Source organism: Lamprocystis purpurea DSM 4197, assembly GCF_000379525.1.
Classification (GTDB): Bacteria; Pseudomonadota; Gammaproteobacteria; order Chromatiales; family Chromatiaceae; genus Thiodictyon; species Thiodictyon purpureum.
Window position 1 is genome coordinate 15,886 of the sequence record NZ_KB902530.1, and the last position, 22,032, is coordinate 37,917.

21 protein-coding genes and 4 tRNA genes are annotated in these 22,032 nt (G+C 65.4%); 11 read left to right on the forward strand and 14 right to left on the reverse strand.

Annotation, left to right across the window (positions count from 1 at the left end; all coding sequences use genetic code 11):
- Nucleotides 1–77: 77 nt before the first annotated feature.
- Nucleotides 78–443, reverse strand: coding sequence for a high-potential iron-sulfur protein (locus tag A39O_RS0124185; RefSeq protein WP_026199713.1), 366 nt, complete (start codon nucleotides 441–443; stop codon nucleotides 78–80).
- A 138-nt stretch (nucleotides 444–581) separates the two neighbouring features.
- On the reverse strand, nucleotides 582–1,046 hold the full coding sequence (locus A39O_RS0124190) for a C40 family peptidase (protein WP_020507248.1): 465 nt from the start codon (nucleotides 1,044–1,046) through the stop codon (nucleotides 582–584).
- A gap of 360 nt (nucleotides 1,047–1,406) precedes the next feature.
- Here A39O_RS0124190 and trxB point away from each other — a divergent pair, with 360 nt between their 5' ends.
- The 5 genes from trxB (at nucleotide 1,407) to infA (ending at nucleotide 5,807) form a co-directional block, all read left to right on the forward strand.
- Nucleotides 1,407–2,372, forward strand: a complete 966-nt coding sequence (gene trxB, locus A39O_RS0124195) for a thioredoxin-disulfide reductase (protein WP_020507249.1) — start codon at nucleotides 1,407–1,409, stop codon at nucleotides 2,370–2,372.
- Nucleotides 2,373–2,528: 156 nt separating this feature from the next.
- The gene (locus A39O_RS34940) at nucleotides 2,529–3,731 is read left to right on the forward strand and encodes a GNAT family N-acetyltransferase (protein ID WP_020507250.1); all 1,203 of its coding nucleotides are present in this window, start codon (nucleotides 2,529–2,531) and stop codon (nucleotides 3,729–3,731) included.
- The gene (aat, locus tag A39O_RS34945; protein ID WP_020507251.1) at nucleotides 3,728–4,483 is read left to right on the forward strand and encodes a leucyl/phenylalanyl-tRNA--protein transferase; all 756 of its coding nucleotides are present in this window, start codon (nucleotides 3,728–3,730) and stop codon (nucleotides 4,481–4,483) included. Before A39O_RS34940 ends, aat begins: the two co-directional genes overlap by 4 nt.
- Nucleotides 4,480–5,256: an arginyltransferase gene (locus A39O_RS0124210; RefSeq protein WP_020507252.1), complete on the forward strand. Its 777-nt coding sequence runs from the start codon at nucleotides 4,480–4,482 to the stop codon at nucleotides 5,254–5,256. The genes aat and A39O_RS0124210 overlap by 4 nt, the downstream gene beginning before the upstream one ends.
- A gap of 332 nt (nucleotides 5,257–5,588) precedes the next feature.
- Nucleotides 5,589–5,807: a translation initiation factor IF-1 gene (gene infA, locus A39O_RS0124215; protein ID WP_012971469.1), complete on the forward strand. Its 219-nt coding sequence runs from the start codon at nucleotides 5,589–5,591 to the stop codon at nucleotides 5,805–5,807.
- Between the two features lie 163 nt (nucleotides 5,808–5,970).
- Here infA and clpA read toward each other — a convergent pair whose 3' ends face one another.
- Together clpA and clpS are read right to left on the reverse strand one after the other, a co-directional pair.
- The gene (clpA, locus tag A39O_RS0124220) at nucleotides 5,971–8,232 is read right to left on the reverse strand and encodes an ATP-dependent Clp protease ATP-binding subunit ClpA (protein ID WP_020507253.1); all 2,262 of its coding nucleotides are present in this window, start codon (nucleotides 8,230–8,232) and stop codon (nucleotides 5,971–5,973) included.
- 109 nt (nucleotides 8,233–8,341) lie between these two features.
- The gene (clpS, locus tag A39O_RS0124225; protein WP_020507254.1) at nucleotides 8,342–8,665 is read right to left on the reverse strand and encodes an ATP-dependent Clp protease adapter ClpS; all 324 of its coding nucleotides are present in this window, start codon (nucleotides 8,663–8,665) and stop codon (nucleotides 8,342–8,344) included.
- 293 nt (nucleotides 8,666–8,958) lie between these two features.
- Here clpS and cspD point away from each other — a divergent pair, with 293 nt between their 5' ends.
- Entirely contained in the window at nucleotides 8,959–9,165 is a 207-nt protein-coding gene (cspD, locus tag A39O_RS34950) for a cold shock domain-containing protein CspD (RefSeq protein ID WP_040528658.1), read from the forward strand.
- 85 nt (nucleotides 9,166–9,250) lie between these two features.
- On the opposite strand, the gene icd is transcribed toward cspD, so the two are convergent.
- Complete coding sequence (gene icd / locus A39O_RS0124235; protein WP_020507256.1) at nucleotides 9,251–10,507, reverse strand: NADP-dependent isocitrate dehydrogenase; 1,257 nt, start codon at nucleotides 10,505–10,507, stop codon at nucleotides 9,251–9,253.
- 548 nt (nucleotides 10,508–11,055) lie between these two features.
- On the opposite strand from icd, the gene A39O_RS0124245 reads away from it, so the two are divergent.
- The 3 genes from A39O_RS0124245 (at nucleotide 11,056) to A39O_RS0124260 (ending at nucleotide 13,432) form a co-directional block, all read left to right on the forward strand.
- A complete protein-coding gene (locus A39O_RS0124245; RefSeq protein WP_157640386.1) occupies nucleotides 11,056–12,159 on the forward strand; it encodes a hypothetical protein in 1,104 nt (367 codons plus the stop codon).
- 139 nt (nucleotides 12,160–12,298) lie between these two features.
- Nucleotides 12,299–12,799 carry a ZrgA family zinc uptake protein gene (locus A39O_RS0124250; protein WP_020507258.1) on the forward strand — a complete coding sequence of 167 codons (501 nt, stop codon included), beginning with the start codon at nucleotides 12,299–12,301 and terminating at the stop codon, nucleotides 12,797–12,799.
- Between the two features lie 375 nt (nucleotides 12,800–13,174).
- Nucleotides 13,175–13,432, forward strand: a complete 258-nt coding sequence (locus A39O_RS0124260; RefSeq protein WP_020507260.1) for a hypothetical protein — start codon at nucleotides 13,175–13,177, stop codon at nucleotides 13,430–13,432.
- Between the two features lie 182 nt (nucleotides 13,433–13,614).
- Here A39O_RS0124260 and A39O_RS0124265 read toward each other — a convergent pair.
- From A39O_RS0124265 to A39O_RS37070, 7 genes are all read right to left on the reverse strand, one after another.
- Nucleotides 13,615–13,690, reverse strand: a tRNA-Lys gene (locus A39O_RS0124265).
- 79 nt (nucleotides 13,691–13,769) lie between these two features.
- Nucleotides 13,770–13,845: transfer RNA gene (locus tag A39O_RS0124270), tRNA-His, on the reverse strand.
- Between the two features lie 59 nt (nucleotides 13,846–13,904).
- Nucleotides 13,905–13,981, reverse strand: a tRNA-Arg gene (locus A39O_RS0124275).
- Between the two features lie 25 nt (nucleotides 13,982–14,006).
- Nucleotides 14,007–14,083: transfer RNA gene (locus A39O_RS0124280), tRNA-Pro, on the reverse strand.
- Nucleotides 14,084–14,426: 343 nt separating this feature from the next.
- On the reverse strand, nucleotides 14,427–15,617 hold the full coding sequence (megL, locus tag A39O_RS0124285; RefSeq protein WP_020507261.1) for a methionine gamma-lyase: 1,191 nt from the start codon (nucleotides 15,615–15,617) through the stop codon (nucleotides 14,427–14,429).
- Nucleotides 15,618–15,972: 355 nt separating this feature from the next.
- Nucleotides 15,973–17,073, reverse strand: a complete 1,101-nt coding sequence (locus A39O_RS0124290) for a PP2C family protein-serine/threonine phosphatase (protein WP_085954721.1) — start codon at nucleotides 17,071–17,073, stop codon at nucleotides 15,973–15,975.
- Between the two features lie 11 nt (nucleotides 17,074–17,084).
- Complete coding sequence (locus tag A39O_RS37070) at nucleotides 17,085–18,692, reverse strand: VWA domain-containing protein (protein WP_083924870.1); 1,608 nt, start codon at nucleotides 18,690–18,692, stop codon at nucleotides 17,085–17,087.
- A 263-nt stretch (nucleotides 18,693–18,955) separates the two neighbouring features.
- Here A39O_RS37070 and A39O_RS34960 point away from each other — a divergent pair, with 263 nt between their 5' ends.
- Nucleotides 18,956–19,198 carry a type II toxin-antitoxin system Phd/YefM family antitoxin gene (locus A39O_RS34960; protein ID WP_020507264.1) on the forward strand — a complete coding sequence of 81 codons (243 nt, stop codon included), beginning with the start codon at nucleotides 18,956–18,958 and terminating at the stop codon, nucleotides 19,196–19,198.
- Nucleotides 19,198–19,584, forward strand: a complete 387-nt coding sequence (locus A39O_RS0124305) for a type II toxin-antitoxin system VapC family toxin (RefSeq protein WP_020507265.1) — start codon at nucleotides 19,198–19,200, stop codon at nucleotides 19,582–19,584. The genes A39O_RS34960 and A39O_RS0124305 overlap by 1 nt, the downstream gene beginning before the upstream one ends.
- A 133-nt stretch (nucleotides 19,585–19,717) precedes the next feature.
- On the opposite strand, the gene A39O_RS42930 is transcribed toward A39O_RS0124305, so the two are convergent.
- Both A39O_RS42930 and A39O_RS34975 read right to left on the reverse strand, forming a co-directional pair.
- A complete protein-coding gene (locus tag A39O_RS42930; protein ID WP_020507266.1) occupies nucleotides 19,718–21,418 on the reverse strand; it encodes a DUF6384 family protein in 1,701 nt (566 codons plus the stop codon).
- A gap of 65 nt (nucleotides 21,419–21,483) precedes the next feature.
- The gene (locus tag A39O_RS34975) at nucleotides 21,484–21,789 is read right to left on the reverse strand and encodes an FHA domain-containing protein (protein WP_083924871.1); all 306 of its coding nucleotides are present in this window, start codon (nucleotides 21,787–21,789) and stop codon (nucleotides 21,484–21,486) included.
- Nucleotides 21,790–22,032: the final 243 nt, after the last annotated feature.

A 22,032-nucleotide genomic window follows, 5' to 3' on the forward strand; every position in this document is an offset into this window, starting at 1 on the left:
TGATATGCCTCGAAAGAGAAAGCGGGGCACGCGAGCCCCGCTTCGCGATCCTAAACAGCGGATCGCCGGATGCGTGTTCAGCCGGCCTTCAAGGTCCAGGACGAGCACCAGCCGTTGACATTGATCAGCTTGCCGGGGAACAGGCTGCAACCTTTCCAGTCGCCCGAACCCTGATCAGCCTGCATGAACTGGCAGTTTGCACAGTGTTGGTCGGCCGGGGCCGCACCGGGACGGGCGGCACCGGCACGGTCCGCCTTGGTGGCGTCCGCGCTGTACTTCAGGGCAACGGCGGTCGGATCATCAGCGGCGACGGCATTCGCCGGGGCATCAGCGGCGCGGACGCTGCCGACACCGATCAGGTTGATCACCGGGATGGCGACGGCAGTGCCGAGCATCATCTTGACGGCGTCGCGACGGCTCTTGCTCATTGGCGTATCGGACATGTCTACAAGCTCCAGATGTTTTCGCGATAGGATTCGCGATGGCGTTGGGACCCTGCCCCGAGACAACCCCGGGACCGATGCCCATTCTGCAACATAGCATCGAAAAAGGCGAGCCATTCGGCCGGTCGGCCGCATCATTCACTCAAGATAGGTGCCGGCGCCGAGATAACGCGCCTTCCAGTAGGGCGCACCGAGGCGGGCGTAGCCGACCTTGTGCTGGGAGACCGACGCGTGCACGAAACGGTCCCCATCCACCATCAGCCCCACATGGTGCGAGCCCGGGCCGGTCTTGAAAAACACCATATCACCGGGACGCAGGGCCTTGGGGTTGACGGGTTTGGCGCCGCGCCGCTGGTCGAGCGACATGCGCGGAATGCGCAGTCCCGCGACGCCATGGGCGTAGTAGGTCAGGCCGCTGCAATCAAGCGCGCGTCCGGGTTCGTTACCGCCGTAACGGTAGGGTGTACCCAACTGCGAGAGCGCGGCCGACACCACCTCGGCCCGCTTGCCGTCCGGTCCTGAACTGAGCCCCGCGCAGCCGCCCAGCAGGAAAACAGCAAAACCTAAACCGAGCCCCACCGACAGCGGACGCCGCTTCTTCATAAACTACCCCCGATTGACGCTTCAAGGCGCTGTTTTGGATAGTTCTAGACTGAAGACGCGTCGCTGTCAACCCGAGTATAGCCTTCGTACCTGATATCCAGACAGACCCTTGGTGTAGGGGCGGGTTTGAAACCAGCCCCTACGTCCGGTGATCACGTCCGAATGCGATATCCTCGTCGCCGGCACCGGAACGCTTTACGGGATTGTGCATAACCCTTACATTTGCGGATCGACTGAACGTACGGGCCGCCCGCCCGACGACGTGGCGCCCGTGGAAGAGGCCCGGCGCCGCCAGTCCCGGTCGTTTCCAGGGTCGATCCCCAAGGTCGATCCCCAGTATCGATCCACGGAGTAGATCTCATGAGCAACACCAAGCATTGCCGACTGCTGATCCTGGGGTCGGGACCGGCGGGCTATACGGCCGCCGTCTACGCCGCGCGGGCCAATCTGAGCCCCGTCCTGGTCACGGGTCTGGAGCAGGGAGGCCAACTGATGACCACGACCGACGTCGACAACTGGGCGGGTGACCCGGACGGCGTGCAGGGGCCGGACCTGATGGACCGGATGCGTCGACACGCGGAACGCTTCGAGACCGAGATCATCTTCGACCACATCAATCAATCCGACCTCAGCAAACCGCCCTTCACGCTGACCGGCGACTCGGCGGTCTATACCTGCGACGCGTTGATCATCGCCACCGGCGCCAGTGCGCGCTACCTGGGCCTGCCCTCCGAGCAGGAGTTCCGCGGCCGCGGCGTCTCCGCCTGCGCGACCTGCGACGGCTTCTTCTTTCGCGGCCAGAAGGTCGCGGTGATCGGCGGCGGCAACACGGCGGTCGAGGAGGCGCTGTACCTGTCCAACATCGCCTCGGAAGTCACCCTGGTCCATCGCCGCGATTCCCTGCGCGCCGAGAAGATCCTGCAGAAGCATCTGTTCGAGAAGGCCGAGCACGGCAACGTGCGGCTCGCCTGGAACAGTAACCTGGATGAGATCCTGGGTGATGCCACCGGCGTCACCGGCATCCGCATCAAGAGCACCCTGGACGAGACCACCCGCGACCTCGAACTCCAGGGGGTGTTCATCGCGATCGGCCACCAACCCAATACCGAAATCTTCACCGGACAGCTCGCGATGGCCGGCGGCTACATCAAGGTTCACAGCGGCACCGACGGCAATGCCACGGCGACCTCGGTTCCTGGGATCTTCGCCGCCGGCGACGTCATGGACCATGTGTACCGCCAGGCCATCACCTCCGCCGGTACGGGCTGCATGGCGGCCCTGGATGCGGAAAAGTATCTGGACGCGCTGGCCGCTCAGGGCAAGTAAAGACGCGCCGGGCGTTCCCAGGGGGCCGTTGCGCGACAGCGCACCGACCTGCCGGACCTGGCGCTACGTCGTTGCGGCCCTTGAGCACACCAGGTTTTTCTCGGCACCGGCCGCCCGCATCTCTCCCGATCATCGAGACGCCGAGCACCCGGGCCCATGTATACCCTCAGCACCCATGACGCCATCCGTGAAATTCCGGCAACCGACTGGAACCGGTTGGCGGGCAACGATTCACCCTTCCTGCGTCACGAGTTCCTGGCCGCCATGGAACGCCATGGCTGCGTCGGCGAGGCGCTCGGCTGGATCCCGCATCACCTTGCCTTGCGCGACGCCGCGGGTACGCTGGTCGCGGCGGCGCCCTGTTACATCAAATTCAACTCCTACGGCGAACTGGTCTTCGATTGGGCCTGGGCCGACGCCTATCAACGCCAGGGACTCGCCTACTACCCCAAACTGGTTGTCGCCTCGCCCTACACCCCCGCCACCGGCCCGCGACTGCTGACCGGCGAGACCCCCAAGCGGGAGGAGTATGCCCGCGCACTGGCCGATGGCGCGGTACGGGTTGCCGAACGGCTGGGCGTGTCGTCGCTGCACTGGCTCTTCACCACCCGCCCGGAAACCGATTTACTGGAGACCCGCGGCCTGCTGCGCCGGGTCGGCTGCCAGTTTCACTGGACCAACCCGGGCTACCAGGCGTTCGATGACTTCCTCGCGACCTTCACCGCCGAGAAACGCAAGAAAGTGAAACGGGAACGACGCCGGGTGCAGGAGGCCGGGGTCAGGATCGTGCGGCGGCGCGGGGACGCGGTCAGCGAGGCCGAATGGGTCAGATTCCACTGGTTGTACCGCGACACCTTCGACAAACGCGGCGGACTGCCGACCCTGACCTTGCCCTTCTTTCAGGAGATCGGTGAGACCATGGGATCCGACCTGCTCCTGGTCTTCGCCTACCATGGTCAGACCCAGGGCAAGGACGCCATCGTCGCCGCCGCCTTCAACCTGATCGGCGAGCACGCGCTCTTCGGACGCCACTGGGGCTGCTCCAAGGAATTCCACAGCCTGCACTTCGAGGCTTGCTATTATCAGGGCCTCGACTATTGCATCGAGAACGGGCTGACACGCTTCGAGCCAGGCGCCCAGGGAGAACACAAGGTCAGCCGCGGCTTCCTGCCAACCCCCACCTGGTCGGCCCATTGGATCGCCGACCCGCGCTTTCGCGCGGCCATCGCCCGCTTTCTCACCAACGAAACCGAGGGGATGACCGAGTACCACGAAGAAATGCACGGCCACAGTCCCTACCGCGCGCCGCCTGCCCCACCCGACCCGTCGGTGCTCGGGAACCTGAATCCACGCGCATGATCCCGCTGCTCGCGCCCAACGATCCCCGCCCCTTTCCGGATGTGCGCCGGGCCCTGCGTGAGCCCAACGGTTTGCTGGCCGCCGGCGCGGACCTGAGCCCGGAGCGTCTGACCAGCGCCTACCGCCACGGCATCTTCCCCTGGTTCAATCCCGGCGACCCCATCCTCTGGTGGTCACCCGACCCGCGCACCGTACTGCTGCCGGACCAAATCCATCTCTCCCGCAGCCTGCGCAAGCGGTTACGAAGCCGGCAACTGGCGGTCACCATGGATCGTGACTTCAGCAGCGTCATCCGCGCCTGCGCGGCCCCGCGCGCCGGTGCCGACGGCACCTGGATCGCACCGGAGATGATCGCCGCTTACACGACCCTGCATCATCTTGGGATGGGTCACTCGGTGGAAGTCTGGGCTGGCGACCAACTCGTCGGCGGGCTCTATGGAGTCGCTCTTGGTCGGGCATTCTTCGGCGAGTCCATGTTCAGCCGCACTGCCGACGCCTCCAAGGTCGCACTCGTCGCGCTCTGCCGGCGACTTGCGGCCTGGGGCTTCGGCATGATCGATTGCCAGATGCGCACCGCGCACCTGATGCGGCTCGGCGCGGTGGAACTGCCGCGCAGTCGGTTCGTCGCCGCGCTCGCACACTACCGCGATGCCCCGGGGATCACGGGAAGCTGGGATGACGGCGCCCACCATTATCCCGCGGTCCAACTCACCGACCCGTCACCCACCGAAACCAGCGGAGACCCCTCATGAACCCGGACGATGAGGCCAGCCGCGCGCGCCAACTCGCGCTCTACCTGACCGCCGAACACCCCTGTGCTTACCTGGAGGGGCGCAACGCCAGGACGCTCTTCGTCGACCCGCTGGCGCGCATGGACTCGAACACCTATCAGGCTCTGGTCAGTCAGGGCTTTCGACGCAGCGGCGCCCATGTCTACCGGCCGGCCTGCCGGGGCTGCGCGCGCTGCGTACCGGTGCGAATTCCGGTCGCCGCCTTCCGCCCGAACCGCTCCCAACGGCGCAATTGGGCGCGCAATGTCCGGCAGGTGCAGATCATCGATACGCCGGCGGCCTTCGATCCCGGCCATTTCGCGCTCTACCTGCGCTACCTGGCCAGCCGTCATCCGGACGGAGCCATGGCCGGCGATACCAGCCTGGAGAGTTATCGGCGCTTCCTGGTGGAGCCCTGGGGCGGCGTGACACGTTTTCTGGAACTGCGCCTGGACGGCCAATTGGCGGGGGTCGCGGTGACCGACCTGCTGCCCGACGGACTGTCCGCGGTCTACACCTTCTTTGACCCCAACCTGTCAAGCCGGGGACTGGGCACCTTCGCGGTGCTCACCCAGATCGAATGCGCCCGCCGCTTGCGGCAGCCCTATGTCTATCTGGGCTACTGGATCGAAGCATCGCGCAAAATGGCCTATAAGGCGCACTTCACGCCGCTGGAGGCCTGGGATGGACGACGCTGGTCGAACCTGCTATCACAGGTCGTGACCACTGTCGGCGAGACAGACGGGAAAAACTGAACCAGAGCGCATGACTCCCGCTACCGCGACACCAGCAGTTCCAAATTTGGGTGGTCACCCCCAACAGCGTGCTGGCCGCGAGGCTGATGGTGGATGCGCTGCGCTTATCCACCCTACACAACCTGCAACTTTGTAGGGTGGATAAGGCGCGCCGCACGATGTTCGGGACTCGGCACGTCGGTCGTGCGCGCCGCATCCACCAGGGGTCGCGCGAGGCCGCCAAAATTTGGAATTGCTGCCGCGACACGCGCTGTTAGGGATCGTCGGCTAATCCTGTGTTATACTTCCGGCGCTTCACGAGCCCCGGAGCTGTTTTTTTATATCTATGAACCATGTCTAAAGACGACGTTATCCAGATGGAAGGGACGGTCACGGAGACCTTGCCCAACACCGTGTTTCGAGTGCAACTGGAGAATGGTCACACCGTGACCGCTCACATCTCCGGGAAAATGCGCAAGCACTACATCCGTATTTTGACCGGCGACAAAGTCACAGTTGAGCTGACACCGTACGACCTCACCAAAGGACGTATCGTCTATCGCGCCCGCTGACGCTGGAGCGATTTGCGCCAAAACCCACGACCAACTCGCGCGTCTTTTCGCCCGCCTTCCGCGTCGCGCCGACAGTCGCATAGCTCGGCTATGCTCCTGTCGATGCTCATTGAAGGCAGACGAAAACCCTTCGCGATCTGCTGCCGGATGTTCCGGCAGTCGCCTAATGCGGTGCCTTGGCCGCGTCGATCTCGAACGCCAGACCCTCAGCCTCCACATAAACACGAACGCCCCCCCCTCCGGCCAGCGATCCGAACAGCAACTCGTTGGCCAGCGGCTTCTTGATGTGATCCTGGATCACCCGCGCCATGGGTCGTGCGCCCATCTTGGGATCGTAACCCTTGTCGGCGATCCAGGCGCGCGCGGCCGCATCCACGGCGAGTGACACCTTCTTATCCAACAGTTGCTGCTCGAGTTCGAAAATGAACTTGTCGACCACGCTCTTGATCGTCTCCGGCCCCAAGGGACTGAACTGCACCACCGCATCCAGCCGGTTCCGGAATTCGGGTGTGAAGTAGCGTTTGAGCGCCTCCAACCCATCCGTTGCGTGATCCTGCTCGGCAAAGCCCATGGAACGGCGTGCGGTCTCTGCCGCCCCCGCGTTCGTCGTCATCACCAGCACCACGCTGCGGAAGTCCGCCTTGCGGCCGTTGTTGTCGGTCAGAGTGCCGTGGTCCATCACCTGAAGCAGCAGGTTGAACACATCCGGATGAGCCTTCTCCACCTCGTCGAGCAGCAGCACGGCATGAGGATGCTTGTTGATCTCCTCGGTCAACAGACCGCCCTGATCGAAACCGACATAGCCCGGGGGTGCCCCGATCAGACGCGACACCGTGTGGCGCTCCATATACTCGGACATGTCGAAGCGGATCAGTTCCATCCCCAAGACACGGGCAAGTTGCCTGGTGACCTCGGTCTTGCCGACACCGGTCGGACCGGTAAAGAGGAAGGAGCCGATCGGCTTCTCCTCGTGACCCAGACCCGAGCGGTTCATGCGAATCGCGGCAGTCAGTGCGTCGATGGAGGCATCCTGACCGAACACCACCATCTTCAGGTCGCGATCCAGGTTGCGTAAGGACTCGGTGTCGGACACCGAGACCTTTTTCGGCGGAATACGCGCCATTTTGGCGACGATCGACTCCACATCCGCCACGTCGATGCGCTTCTTGCGCTTGGACGGACTCATGAGCTGCACGTTGGCTCCGGCCTCGTCGATCACGTCGATCGCCTTGTCCGGCAGGTGCCGATCATTGATGTAGCGGTTGGAGAGCTCCGCGGCCGCCCGCAACGCCGGATTGGTGTAGGTCACCTGATGGTGGGCTTCGAACCGCGATTTCAGCCCCTTGAGAATCTCGATGGTCTCCTCGACACTCGGCGCGTCGATGTCGATCTTCTGAAAGCGCCGGGCGAGCGCCCGATCCTTCTCAAAAATACCCCGATATTCCTGATAGGTGGTCGAGCCGATGCAGCGCAAATCACCCGAGGCCAACACCGGTTTGATCAGATTGGACGCGTCCATCACCCCACCCGAGGCCGAGCCGGCGCCGATAATGGTGTGAATTTCATCGATGAACAGGATGGCGCGGGGCTGACGCTTGAGCTGGGCGAGCACGGCCTTGAGTCGCTTCTCGAAATCGCCGCGGTACTTGGTGCCGGCAACCAGCCCGCCCAGATCGAGCGCGTAGATCACCGCGTCGCTCAGCACCTCCGGGACCTCATGATCCACGATCTTCTTGGCCAGACCCTCGGCGATCGCGGTCTTGCCGACGCCCGCTTCACCCACGAACAGCGGGTTGTTCTTGCGCCGACGGCAGAGGATCTGAATCGTCCGTTCCACTTCGGCCGCCCGTCCGATCAACGGATCGATGCGCCCTTGGCGCGCCATCTCATTGAGATTAGTCGCGAAACTGTCCAGCGGGCTCGCCCCCTCCCGCTCCTCCCCACGCGCCTCCTCGACCTCGCCCTGACTCTCGTCCTCGGCAGTTTCGCCCGGGACCTTCGAGATCCCATGTGAAATATAGTTGACGACATCGAGCCGGCTGATGTCCTGCTGATTCAGCAGATAGACCGCCTGGGAGTCCTGCTCACTGAACAGCGCCACCAGCACGTTGGCGCCGGTGACTTCTTTCTTGCCGGCGGACTGCACATGGAAGACCGCGCGTTGGAGCACGCGTTGAAAACCCAGGGTCGGCTGGGTATCGCGCTCCTCGTGGACCGGGATCAGGGGTGTGGTCTCGTCGATGAAGGCCGTGATCTCCCGGCGCAACCGTTCGGGATCGGCGCCGCACGCGCGCAACACCTTGACAGCCGCTGGATTATCCAGAAGCGACAAGAGCATGTGTTCCACGGTCATGTACTCGTGGTGCTTCTCGCGCGCCTCTTTGAAAGCGCGATTCAACGTGAACTCAAGCTCTTTACTCAGCATCGGACTTGTCCAAGCGGGGTTAGGGAAACCAAATATGTCTGCCTTGGCGCCGCCTGGCGCCGCGGTTGGGTCTCGCCCGAGCGAGGCACGCGCAGCCTGACTGTCGGCATCACGCTTCCTCCATTGTACACATCAGCGGGTGCTGATGACTGCGGGCGAAGTCGTTGACCTGTACCACCTTGGTCTCGGCGATGTCTTTCGTATAGACGCCGCAGACCCCCACGCCCCGCGTATGCACATGGAGCATGATCTGTGTCGCCTTTTCCCGATTCATCGCGAAAAAAGTCTCCAGTACTTGCACCACGAACTCCATAGGGGTGTAGTCATCGTTCAGCAACAACACCTTGAACAACGGAGGGCGGCGCAATTTCGGTCGCGCCTCCTGCACCGTCAGCCCGGATTCACGTTCCTCGTTGGGATTTGCGTTGCTCATGATTCGGGATTCTAGACAAATTTCGCCTGAATGCGATGGACATTATGACCCCTGGTCACGCTCCGTGAAAAACGGGGAGCGTCGGCGTCCCGATCCGGACCGCGCGCCGACCCGCCTGCCGGACGCGCCATACTGGTGCAGGACGGCCGGACGCGCATCCTGTTTGACCAACCAAATCAACTCACTATACTAGGGACGTATGGCGCCGCTCGCCGGATTCAAGGTATGGCGCCATGCCAAACAACAAAGATTACACCGAGCGAACCTCGGAAACCCCGGAGGAGTATGTTTCAATGATCACCGGTATTGTTAAGTGGTTCAACAATGCAAAGGGTTATGGGTTCGTCAAACCCGATGGCCGCGAGGAAGACGTGTTCGTACACTTCTCCTCGATCGACATGGATGGTTACAAGACCCTGAGAGAGGGCCAAAAGGTCGAGTTCGAGGTCAGCCAGGGGCCAAAAGGTCTGCACGCTGCCGCGGTCCATCGCGTGAGCTGACAACCCTCACCCCGTCGGTTGTCTGACGACGGGGCGGCCGGACCAACGGGCGTGCCGCCAGCGCGGCACGCCCGTTTTTCACCACTTACATCTCGGCGATGACCGCTTCGCCGAATCCTGAACAACTGACCTTGGTGGCGCCGGGCAACAGCCGCTCCAGGTCATAGGTCACGGTCTTCGCCGCAATGGCACCCTCCACGCCCTTGATGATCAGATCGGCCGCTTCGACCCACCCCATGTGCCGCAGCATCATCTCGGCCGACAACAGCAGGGAACTCGGGTTGACCTGATCCCTCCCCGCGTACTTGGGGGCGGTTCCGTGCGTCGCTTCGAACATGGCCACCGAATCCGACAGGTTGGCGCCGGGCGCCATGCCGATGCCGCCCACCTGAGCGGCGAGCGCGTCGGAAATATAGTCGCCGTTGAGGTTGAGGGTCGCGATCACGGCATAGTCCTTGGGCCGCAACAGAATCTGCTGAAGGAACGCATCCGCGATCACGTCCTTGATCACGATCTCCCGGCCGGTCTTGGGACTCTTGAATCGGCACCAAGGTCCGCCATCGATTTCCACCGCACCGAATTCGGACTGCGCCAGGTCATAACCCCACTGTTTGAAGGCTCCTTCGGTGAACTTCATGATGTTGCCCTTGTGCACCAGGGTCACCGAGGCACGATCGTTGTCGATCGCGTACTGGATCGCCTTGCGCACCAGGCGCTCGGTCCCTTCACGCGAGACCGGTTTGACGCCGATGCCGGAGGTCGCCGGGAAGCGGATCTTGGTCACACCCATCTCGCGCTGCAGAAAGTCGATGACTTTCTTGACTTCCGGCGTGCCCTCCTGCCACTCGATACCGGCGTAGATGTCCTCCGCGTTCTCGCGGAAGATCACCATGTCGGTATGCTCGGGCTCCTTGAGCGGACTCGGCGTTCCCTTGAAGTAGCGTACCGGCCGCAGGCAAACATACAGGTCGAGTTGCTGACGCAAAGTGACGTTGAGCGAACGGATGCCGCCGCCCACCGGAGTCGTCAGCGGCCCCTTGATCGAGACCACGAACTCCTTGACCGCCTGCAGGCTTTCGTCCGGCAGCCACACATCTTCGCCGTAGGTGCGGGTGGACTTCTCGCCGGCGTAAATCTCCATCCAATGGATGCGGCGCCGGCCCCCATAGGCTTTGTGTACAGCCGCGTCGGTCACCGCGATCATCACCGGGGTGATATCGATGCCGATGCCGTCACCCTCGATGTAGGGGATGATAGGTTGGTCGGGAACCGACAAGGAAAAGTCCGGATTTACCTGGATCTTCGCGCCGTCCGCCGGGATTGTTATCTTCTCGTAGGCCATCGTCGGTACTCTCTCTGGGTCGCCGTAAAGCTCAATCCTACCATCCCAGCGCGGTCAGCGGTGTTCGTCCGCACCGAGCTTCTGTGAAGCACTGCTCAGCAGCCCGCCGGTACCGCGTGCAATAGTGTTACCGAGCATAGGTGTGGCGCCGCCCGCCTCGCACCAACCAGGACGACGGCGCCCCCTATGGTCAACGCGCTGCACGCGGGCATCGAAAAAAACCTTACTCAGGGTAGACGCACATGATCTGGTTCTTATTCGCACTTTTCGCCGCTATCGTCATCGGCGGCCTCCTGGCGATCTTCTGGTGGACCCGGGACGGGTTCTCGACCACCTGGGACGAATCCTAACCCGACCGGGGCACTCGAGAACCCGAGCCTGCTCGCAGTCCCCCGTCGGTCGCGGCATGGTCGGGGTCGCGCAGCACCGCGCGACACGGGATCCGCGGATCCACCTGACGCGCCTACTGTGCTAGCATCCGGCCTTTTAACGCGCCCGGCGCGGGCGTGCTTGCGGTTGCGCCTGTTCATCCAGAGGATCGAGTCATAGTGCGTTCGTTCGCGACTGTCGGCATAGTGACACTCGGCGCCTGGTTATTGGCCGGGTGCGCCGGGACCATGGATTCGGATGGCTTCGACACCAGCCGGCGCCCGCAACTACTGATCCCCGGAGCCAGTCGTGACGAGGTCAAGGGTCTGGCCATGGGTTCCGCGCGCGCGAAAGGCTGGACCATCGTCAAATCCACGAATGACCTCCTGGTCGTTCAGCGGCCGGTGGACCCCGCCTCACCGACCGCCACCGCACTCGGCGCGGCCGGCAGCGCACCCCCGCCCGTGATCGAGGTGACCTCGGCCTTCACCGAACAGTCGGACGGGGTCAAGGTCGCCCTGCGCGCCACCTTGGTCAGTCAGCCGCCGGGCGAGCGAGCACCCCAACGCCTCGACTACACTGACAATTATCGGGATGCCTTGAAGCAATCGCTCGAGTCGCTGCGTTCGAACTGGGACGCAAACGGGCAGCGCGTCACCAACGCCATCCCGCCGCACACGGCCGGCGCCACGCGCCCCGGCGCCGATCCGGCACCTGCGTCGGCCAACAACCCGTTGGTCAAAGCCTGGGGAGAGACAGTGACCGCAGAGACCGCGGCTACACCGGGGGCGACCGGCGGTACCGTCACTACCCCGGCCGATAAACCGCGGGTCAAAGTCTGGGGAGAGCCCCTGACCGAGGGGACCGCGACCACACCGGATGCGACCGGCGGTACCGTCGCTACCCCGGCGACCACACCGACGCCCGTGACGAGTCCCGCCCCGCGATCGACCGAGACCACCCCATCACCCGCCCCGGTGATTGACGGCAGCAGCGCGCTCACGGCCACCCGCCCGCTCACCCTGTCGGTGCCCATACCGGCGCCGACGCCCGCACCGCTCGCCCCTCAGGACAACATGCTGACGCTGAGCCAGGCCGGCGGCACCGGAACCTGGGCCTACTATGCCGAGCAGTACGCGCGCTTACGCGGATGCACCGTCACGGATAGCGGGTCGCAATTGATCGAGACCCGCGCTGACGGTGAAATCCACAAGGTGTCCTGTGTCGATGCCGAGAGTTACCTGCTGAAATGCGAGAACGGGGTCTGCCGCGCTTTGGAATGAACCACCGACTGAGCAGTCGTTCGCCGCACGGCACCCGGTCATGACCCGCCGGCCTCACGTGAGAACCGGGCAATGGGCACGGCAGGATCGGCTGCCGCGAACTGCGGCGACCGCAGCGTTGCGAGCAAGACCACGCCGCTTGCTGCCCTGCCTCAGCGGGATACTGACGCTCACCGCCGTCACCCTGACCCAGGGTGCCGCACCCGACGCGGGCATCGCCAAGGTCACCATTCGCACCAACGGCGGCACCGTCCGGGTGGAACTGACCGCCCCGGCCTTGACCCTCGTGGGGTTCGCCGGGGACCCCGGCAACACGGTCCAACGCGATGACCTCAAACTCGCGGCGGAGAACCTCCAGTCCGGAGACGCCCTCGTGCGCTTCAACACCCAGGCGCGGTGCCTGCTGGAAAGCACCAAGGTCGACGCCGATCCACGGATGCGTCAAGGCACGGCCGACCTGGGGGCAAGTTACCGCTTCGGCTGCGCCCTGCCGGGCGAACTGCACTCCGCCGCCATCGGACTCTTCGTCGGCTTTCCGGCCTTGCGGCAAGTCCACGTCCACTACACGACGGCCCAAGGCCAAGGCGCGGCCATCGCCACCCCGAGCAACCCGATCGTCAACTTCATTCCCCTGCACTAAGAGGATATCCGGAACGGAATATGCTTAAACTGAGAAACCATAAAATTTACAACGCTTAATCTATCAAGCGCCAAAAGCGTCGTATTCTCAGAGTTCAGTGACATATCAATAAATGTCAACCGGTTGTCTTTCATAAGCAATTTCTGAACCGGATTTCCTCTAAACCGCGCCCAGGGCGCTTTGTGATGTTATTGAATGAGATCGACCCCGGCAGACTCGACGATTGCTGGAGCCGGCGCGGTTTATCGTGAAGTGGATGGCCGGGTTGCTGATCGCACAGGCGGCGCTGATCGCGGCGCTGGTGAAGCTGCTGTGAGTTGACAACCCACCGCTGCGGGCCTAGGTTCCCGACGAGGACCACCTGGAGATACCGCGATGACCGCTGATGTTGACAACCTCGTGCTTGAGCACCTGCGCCTGCTGCGTTCCGACATCAAGGAGATGCGCACCGAGATGCAAAGCGGCTTTCACGATCTGAAAGACCGCATGGCGCGGCTGGAAACGGCCATGTTGCGCGTCAAGCGCGATGCGCTCGGCGCGGAGGAGAGTGTGGCCTTCCAGCAGGTCGCCCACGATCGGCTGGTGGAGCGGATCGAGCGCATCGAACGGCGCCTGGAACTGAGCGACAGTTGACCCGTGACCGGACGGTAGATCGCGCCGCGCGGGCGGCCGTCTGATCGACTCCGCCGGCCAGGCGGATTATCCGCTCGGCATCGCTCTTGACTCGAAAAAAGCAGGGAACCCCACGGAGAACCCCCAAACGAAAAACCCCGATTACGGGGTCCGCAACCGGGGCTTAAATCACTGTTTTTGAATGGTGGGTCGTGTAGGATTCGAACCTACGACCGATGGATTAAGAGTCCACTGCTCTACCAACTGAGCTAACGACCCGAATCATGCGAGCCACGCAGTTTACTGATTGAAATCAGGTTGTCAACCTGATTTGCCGACTGCGCGACACCTTGAATGGTGGGGTGGACGATGGGGATCGAACCCACGACCACAGGAGCCACAACCCTGCGCTCTACCAACTGAGCTACGTCCACCATTGACTAACCGACATCGGACTGAACGATCAGGACACGCCCCTCGCCAGTCATCGAATTGGCGCGCCCGGCAGGACTCGAACCTGCGACCCACGGCTTAGAAGGCCGTTGCTCTATCCAGCTGAGCTACGGGCGCCTGCGAGACGTGGAAATCAGGCGTTTGGTCGGGGTAGAGGGATTCGAACCCCCGACATCCTGCTCCCAAAGCAGGCGCGCTACCAGACTGCGCTATACCCCGGATTTGGATACAGTTCCAAAAACGAAGACCCGGAAGAGTACGCGTTTTTTCCGAATCGGTCAACAGGTATCGGCCGGAAGCAGCAATTCCGAATTTGGGCGGCATCGCGCGACCCCTGGTGGATGCGGCGCGCGCGACCGCCTTGCCAAGTCCCTGACACCGAGCGGCGCGCCTTATCCACCCTACAACCGAGCCGGTTTCGTAGGGTGGATAAGCGCAGCGCATCCACCATCAGCCTCACGGCCGGCACGCTGTTGGCAGCAGCCACCAAAATTTAGAACCGCTAAGCCGGAAGTGATCGATGTCCGCGCGAGCTGGTCGGACCGCCAATCCACCAGCCGCGTCATACCCCAGCCAGCGCCTGGGTGAGATCGGCGGCCAGATCGGCACAGGTCTCCAGTCCAACCGACAGTCGCACCAGGCCCTCGCTGATACCGTGCCGGGCGCGCTCCTCCGGGGCGTAGGTGGCGTGGGTCATCGAGGCCGGGTGCTGCGCCAGGGTCTCGCAGTCGCCCAGGCTCACCGCCCGCGTCACCAACTGCAAGCGGTCCATGAAGCGCACGCCGGCCTCATAGCCGCCGCGCAGTTCCAGGGCGATCATGCCGCCGGCGCGCGACATCTGCCGGCGCGCCAGCTCAGCCTGAGAAAAGGACGTAAGCCCCGGATACCAGACCTGGGTCACCGCCGGGTGCGCTTCCAGCAGTTCCGCGAGCGTCTGGGCCGAGGCGCAATGGCGCTCCATCCGCAGCTCCAGGGTCTTGAGCCCGCGCAGGACCAGATAGGCATCCAGCGCCGAGATGCAGGCGCCGGTCATCTCCTTGACACCGAAGAAGCGAATCTGGTCGATCAGCTCACGGGTCCCGATCACCGCCCCGGCCAGCAAATCGCCATGGCCACCCAGATATTTGGTCGCCGAGTGCACCACCAGATCCGCCCCCAGTTCCAGCGGGCGCTGCAGACAGGGTGTGCAATAGGTGTTGTCGACGATGGTCAAGGCCCCATGCCGCCGGGCGATGGCGCTGACCGCGGCAATATCCACCAAGCGCATGTTCGGATTGGCTGGAGTCTCGAAAAAGACCACCCGGGTCTGCGCATCCAGCGCCGCGGACAACGCGGCCGGCTGGGTCAGGTCGGCAAACCGCACCGCGATGCCCAGTCGCGCGAGCCCGTGTTCGAGATAGCCGAAAGTGCAGCCGTACAGGGTCTGGTCCGCAACAATGGTGTCGCCCGCCTTGAGCAGGGTCCACAAGGCGGACGTGATGGCGCCAATCCCGGAGGCCGTGGCAAGCCCCGCCTCGCCCCCTTCCAGACTCGCCAGACGGGCCTCCAGCACCGTCGCCGTGGGATTGCCGACTCGGGAATAGACATAACCGGGCGACTCACCGCGAAAGCGCCGCTGGCCCTCGGCGATATCCGGAAAGGCGAAGGTGGAGTTGAGATAGACCGGGGGGTTCAGCGCCCCCTCGTGTTCCAGCGGGTCATAGCCCTGATGGATCGCGCGGGTGGCGAAGCCCAGGCTGTGTTCGTCGTTCATCGCTTGCTCGTCGTTCGTAAAGCCGGCACCCCGGCCGCTGGTGGAGTGCCGCGAGGCTAAACGCAGTGGTGGACCGCGTTCAAGCCCAGACGACGAAAACCGGCTCGGCTGTAGGGTGGATAAGGCGCGCCGCTCGGTGTCAGGGACCCGGCACGGCGGTCGCGCGCGCCGCATCCACCAGGGGTCGCGCGCTGCCGCCCGGACTGGGAATTGCGGCTGCCCCACCCTCGCGCTTGGGCCTGGATCATAAACCCGGCCACCGCGCGATCTGCACGGTCGCCGGTCCGCACAGCGGACCCTACAGGTTAGCGTAGGGTCCGCTGTGCGGACCGTCTGCGGCCGGCCGGAACGATGATCAAGGCCCGCGCTTGACCGGCGCGCCGTGCGGCGGCGGCTTGCGCTGTTCGGGCTCGGGCTCGGCCTTGACCTCGGGCTCGGGCGGAAGAGCCGGTTCAGTGTCCCGCCCTGCCCCGGCCTCGATCGAAGACGGCAGAGCCAGGCCCGCCGCTCCAGAAGCTTTGGGGTCGGGCGCGCTGTCCTGGACGCCCTTGGTCCAGAAGAAATAGAAACCTGGCAAGGCCGCCAGGACGCTCAGCAGGATGACGACGAGCAACCGCCGGCTCAACCGCGCAGACCTGGCGCCCGCGCCCGGCACCCGCTCGCCGGACGCGCAGTCCCGACGCTGCGCGTCAGCGGCCAAGCCCAACAGGGCGGCGGTGGCGTTGTCCTGGTCGGGCCGGGCCGCGGCTTGCACGGCCTGGATCAGCGCCTGCGCCGCGGCCTGCGGGTCTTGCCGGACCAGGGTCTTCAGTGCGGTCTCAGGCACGACGCCGTAGACCCCGTCGCTCAACACCAGCAGCCGGTCGCCGGGGGCCAGGTCCACCGGGTGCAGGTTGCGGTCGATCTCCGGGATGCGCGCCAACCCCAGAAAGCTCGCCAGCGCCTGACGGTCCGGGTCCGCGGCGGCCGCCTCGGGACTCAACAGGCCCTCCGCGACCTGGCGCAAGAGCTGATTGGCGTAGGTATGGTCGTCCGTGCACCGGGTCAGGGTGTCGTCGGCGGCCCGATAGTGATAGAGACGGCTGTCGCCCACCCCGACCCAATGCAGTTGCGCCTCGCACACGACCACCGCCACCAGGGTGGTGCCGACCTGCCCCTCGCCCTCACGGGCGCAGGCAAGATCGTAGACCGCCTGATTGGCGGCCTGCAGCGCCCGCTCCAGTGCCGCGGGGATGGGCTCGTCCGGGCGCTTCGCCGCATAGGCCGCCATCATCCGCTCCACCGCCAGCCGGCTCGCCTGACGCCCGCCGCTCAGGCCGCCCATGCCGTCGGCCAGCACCAGCAGCACGCCCCCGTGAGCGCGCAGGGCGGGAGTGTCGAAGCCCAGAAAGCCAAAGGCATCCTGCTGCTCGTCGCGGGCACCCTGCCATTGCGCATTACCGGGTTGAATCTCCATGGCGGCCTCGATCACAGGGCGATGCGCAACTCGGTCCGGCCGATGCCGATCACATCGCCGTCGCGCAGTGGATGGGTGGTCTGGATGGCGATCCCGTTGAGTCGGGTGCCGTTGGTCGAGCCGCGATCACGCAGCACCAGACAGCCATTGTCCAGCGCCTCGATCTCCGCGTGTTGCGCGGAGACCTCCGCGTCGTCGGCGAGGATCAGATCACAACCGGGAGCACGGCCGAACAGGGCACTGGGGGCCGCGGTCAATACCACCTGCTGACCGCGCCGCCGGCCGGTCATGAAAGTGGCCGTCACGATCGCCCGCGATACCGACCGTGCCGCGCCCCCGCTCCCGGCGGCAGTGACGACAGGCACGGTGGGGACCGAGGCGGGGTCTTCCAACGCCAGGGGCTCAGGCGCGGGGCTCTCGCGCAGTGCCCCGGCGACGGCCGGGCCGCGCCGTCGGCGGAACAAAAAGACCACCATCAGCGCCCCGATCAGGCCAGTACCACCGGCGAGCCAGGCCCAGGGGGCTACGGGGCGCGCGGCGGGCGCGGCCTCGGCAGAAATCGGCACCGGCGGCGCGGCGTCCGGGCTCGGCCCCGCATCGGCGGCTGGCGCTGCCGACCCGCTCGGGTCCGGCGCTGCCGTGCCGGGCTCACCCGGAGGCGGCGCGGCGGCTGGAGCCTCGGGCATCAGGCGCAGGTCGGTCCCCGCGGTCAGCGTGACCCCGGCGTCGTGCAGGTCGATCTGGAGCCGATAGCGGTTGCCGTCCAGCGGACAATCCGCACACTGGACCTGGACCCGATAGACCTCCGCGATGCGCGTCCGCATGGCCGCGAAGGCCGCGCTCGGGTCGTCCCGGCCGCCGTCGACGAAGACCCCGCCGGAGCGGCGCGCGAAGCGGCCCAGGGCATCGAGGCCGGCCTCGCGGCGGGCGCGGTCACGGAGACTACTGAACCCGACCGCATAGATCGGCACCGGACCCTCGGCGAGCATCGCGTAGACCTCCTCGGCGCTGATCCCGCCGGGAGCGTCGTCGACGCCATCGGTGAGGGTGACGATGACACGCCGCTCCGGCAGGTCCGCCGCCCGCCGCCGCCCGAGATCCATCGCCCGGGCGAGTGCCTGATGCAGGGCCGTATGGTCATCGGTCGGCGCCAGCTCGGCGATGGCGGCCAGCAGTGCCGCGGTGTCGGCGGTCGGTGCCACCAGCACCCGAACCCCGTCACCAAAGCCGATCAGCGCCGCCCGATCCCCGGTCCCAAGCGCGCCCACCCAGTCGGTCAGCGCCTGCCGGATGCGGGCGAACCGCGGCGCGGACAGCGAGCGCGAACGATCCACCAGAAACAGGTACAACACCCCGGTCGGCGCCGCGGCGAAGGGCGTCAGGCCGGACACCGTCGCCGGATGTCCGCCAACCGTGGCATGGAGTTGCCCGGCGGTGACCCCGGCCACCGCCTCCCCCGCCTCGTCGCGGACCTCGAGATAAACGCCGATCTCCCGCCCCAGGGCCACCGCCTGGGAGATCTGCACGGCGGCTGGCGGCCCGGCCAGGACGGTCTGGGCGAGCACTGCCCCGAGTAAGACGACACAGACAATCAATGGCAAAGGTCGGGCGGCCGGCATCGGGGTATCCTCCTTGGGCACGCAGCGGGGGATCGGCGCGAATCGGGGGTCGGTGTCACGGTCGTATTGTCCGCTAGTGGCCGACCGAACGTCGCCAACCAGATAGAATCGTCGGGTGGACAAGCGCAGCGCAGTCCACCAACAGCAGCAGCGCCCGTCACCCGGTTGCGCCCACTCGCTGGCCTGACTAGACTCGGACTTGCCGACGTCATGCGCATTCGGCGTACCCTTTCTCACTGGTTCTTTCAACAGGAGTTGTCCGCATGCACGTTAACCTTGCCGAGGCGCAAGTACAACTGCCCCACCTGATTCGCGCCGCGCTGGCCGGCGACGAGGTCATCATCGCCGACCTTGGTCGTCCATCCGTCCGACTCGTACCCATGCAACCGATCACCGGGCTGCGCCAACCCGGCGCCTGGTCCCACCTGCCCCCGCCCGCCGACGATTGGGACAACCCTGCATTCAATGCCGAGATCGCCCGCAGCCTGATGGGCGAGCACGACTGATGGATGCAGGCGGCTATCTCATCGACACTCACATCCTCTATTGGTGGATGACGGCTGCACCGACCCTGGGAGAAACGACCACGCGCACGCTTCGGCAGGCCGACATCGCCGTCAGCGCCACGTCCTTATGGGAGATGCTCCTGAAAAACCGCAAGGGCAAGCTGCCCTTGCCGGATCGGCCATTGGGTCAGGAGGTCATCGCCCAAGGGTTCCGCGTCCTCCCGATTACCCCCGACCATCTCGACGCTTTACGCGGGCTCGACGTCCCCCACGAAGACCCCTTCGACCGCCTGCTGCTCGCCACCGCGATGGCCGAACGGCGTATCTTCCTGACCAGAGACGGCCCGCTGTTGAATTTCGGTCTACCGTTTGTCGAGCGTGCTTGATGCGAGTCGGCGGGGCTGGAAGACAAGCCAGGTCGGGTGGACAAGCCAGGTAGGGTGGACAAGCGCAGCGCAGTCCACCAATCACCGCGCCGGGCTCGGTGGACTGCGCTATCGCTTGTCCACCCTACAGCCTTCACCACACGGTAATGGCCCCTCCGGTGGTCTGCATCTCGTACTCGGGTACCAGGGTGCCGCGTGCCTTATAGCCGAACCGGTCGCGCTCGATGACGCCGTCATCTCGCTTGTCGCGGGCGACGGCCTCGAAGGTGCCCTGGTCGACGCGCAGCCCCCAGGCTTTGACGTGCTCGATCCGCTTGGTCTCCTCGTTCTCGACCGGCACCGTCAGCACCGGCCCCGCTGGGTCTACCGCTTCCACGATGATGTAGTAGTTGCGGGCCTTGGTGTTCAGATCCGGGATGCGCCAGACACCGCTCTGCTCGCCGGCACGGTTGACGATCCGCAGCCGGTATTCCTGACCCAAGGCGATGCGCGCGGCATCCAGCTCCGCAAGCGCGAGCTTGGCGCCGTCCTTGTCCTGGTCGCGCAGCGCCACCTGCCCGGCGTTGTAATAGCGCTCCAGGGTCTGGCGTGCCTGATCGGTTTGAGCCAGGGCGAGCGCCTCGGTATGGACGCGGGCCAGGTCGGCTGGTAAGGCGGCGCTGGGGGCGACGAAGACGAAGTAGTTGACCCCCGCCGCCAGCGCGACCAAACCGGCTAGGCCGCCGATCCAGAACCAGTGACCGAGACCGCCCGTCCGGGGCGGCGGGGTTGCGCGCCCGGCCTCCCCGCCCGGACGAGGGCGCGCGGGCGGCGGCGCGTTCGGCCCCTGCCCTTTCTCCACCGCCACCTCACCCGCGGCCCCGGCCAATGCCCGCTGCAACTCCACCACGCTCTGCGGCCGCTCGCCGGCCGCCATCGCCAGCGCCCGGTCGAGCGCGGCGCTGACCGTGGCGCTGACACCGAACCGCGCGGCCGGCGGCAGGGGTTCGCCCTGGGTCCGGTCATGGGCATCCGGCGGCGCACTGCCGGTGAGCATCCGGTACAACACCGCGGCGACCGCGTAGACATCGGTCCAGGGGCCTTGATGGCCGCGGCGGCTGTATTGCTCCAGCGGGGCATAGCCGGGGGTCAACAGCACCGACAGGGAGCGACTGCGCTCGCCGGCGACCTGGCGCGCGGCGCCGAAGTCGATCAGCACCGGGCGGGCGTTGCCGCCGCGCGTGGCGGCGAGATAGATGTTCTGCGGTTTGATGTCGCGGTGCAGCAGGCCCTCGGCGTGCACCGCGCGCAGGCCGTCCAGGATCTGCTGCATCAGGGCGAGCGCCGTGGCCTCGGGCAGACGGCTGCCCGGTTGCCGGTCCAGGTGCTCGGCGAGCGTCAGCCCTGGGTAATACTCCATCACCAGATAGGCGGTGCCGTGGGCGGCGAGGACCTGGTGGATGCGCACGATGTTGGGATGGTCGAGCCGGGCCAGGGTGCGGGCCTCGGCCTGGAACTGCTCCAGGCCGTACCGGAAGCCCTCCGCATCGTCGGTCGAGTCGGGGGTGACGGTGGTGCGGTCGCCGTCGCGCCCGGCAATGTCGCGCGGGAAGTATTCCTTGATCGCGACCCGCCGGTGCAGCCCCAGATCCCAGCCGAGATAGGTGATGCCGAAACCGCCGGGCTTGCCGAGCACCCGGCCAACGAGGAACTGGCCGTGCAGCAGGGTGTGCGGCGCCAGAGTCTTGGCCGGGCGCGGCGCCTGCGCGTCGAAGCCGCAGTGGGGGCACGGATTGCCCCCGCCGGTCTCCTTGAAGCAGCCGGGGCAGAGGGTTGCCGGGTTCGGGGTGGTCATGCCGCGGTCACTCGTGGTGCATTGGTTTGCGTCGAGGGTGGACAGTGCTTGTCCACCCTACGGAGTCAACCCGCCACGGGCGGAGCGACCGGCCAGGTGAAACGCTCGCCGCAGAAGGGGACGAACAGCAGCTTGCTCGCGCCGATCTCGATGGTGTCGTAGGGGGCCAGCGGCGCGGCGGCGAGGAGTTCGTCGTCGTTGAGATAGGTGAGACCGCGGCCGTCACCGGGGGCGAGGTTGAAGGTGTGACGCTTGGGGTTGTAGCTGATGACCGCGTGATTCTCGCGGCTGATGCTGGTATCCCCGGCGATGACGATATCCATGGTCGGGGCGCGGCCAGCCCTGAAGCATGACCGCGTGACCGCAGTCACGGCGCGGGCTGGTGGGGATTAACGAAAGTTAATGTTCGCACAAGGGGGTAGACACCGCGGCGGGCTTGCGGCAGGATTACGGTTAGGGTAATCGGTCTGCGCCGGGGGTGTTGATGGATACGCTGAGTCCAGGAGCCTGGGTCCACTGCGGTCGCGTGTTCAGCGCCGAGGAGATTGCCGGCATCCGCCAGACGGTGGCGTGGCTGCCGCGGTTGGGGCGGCGGGAGTTGGCGGCGACGCTGT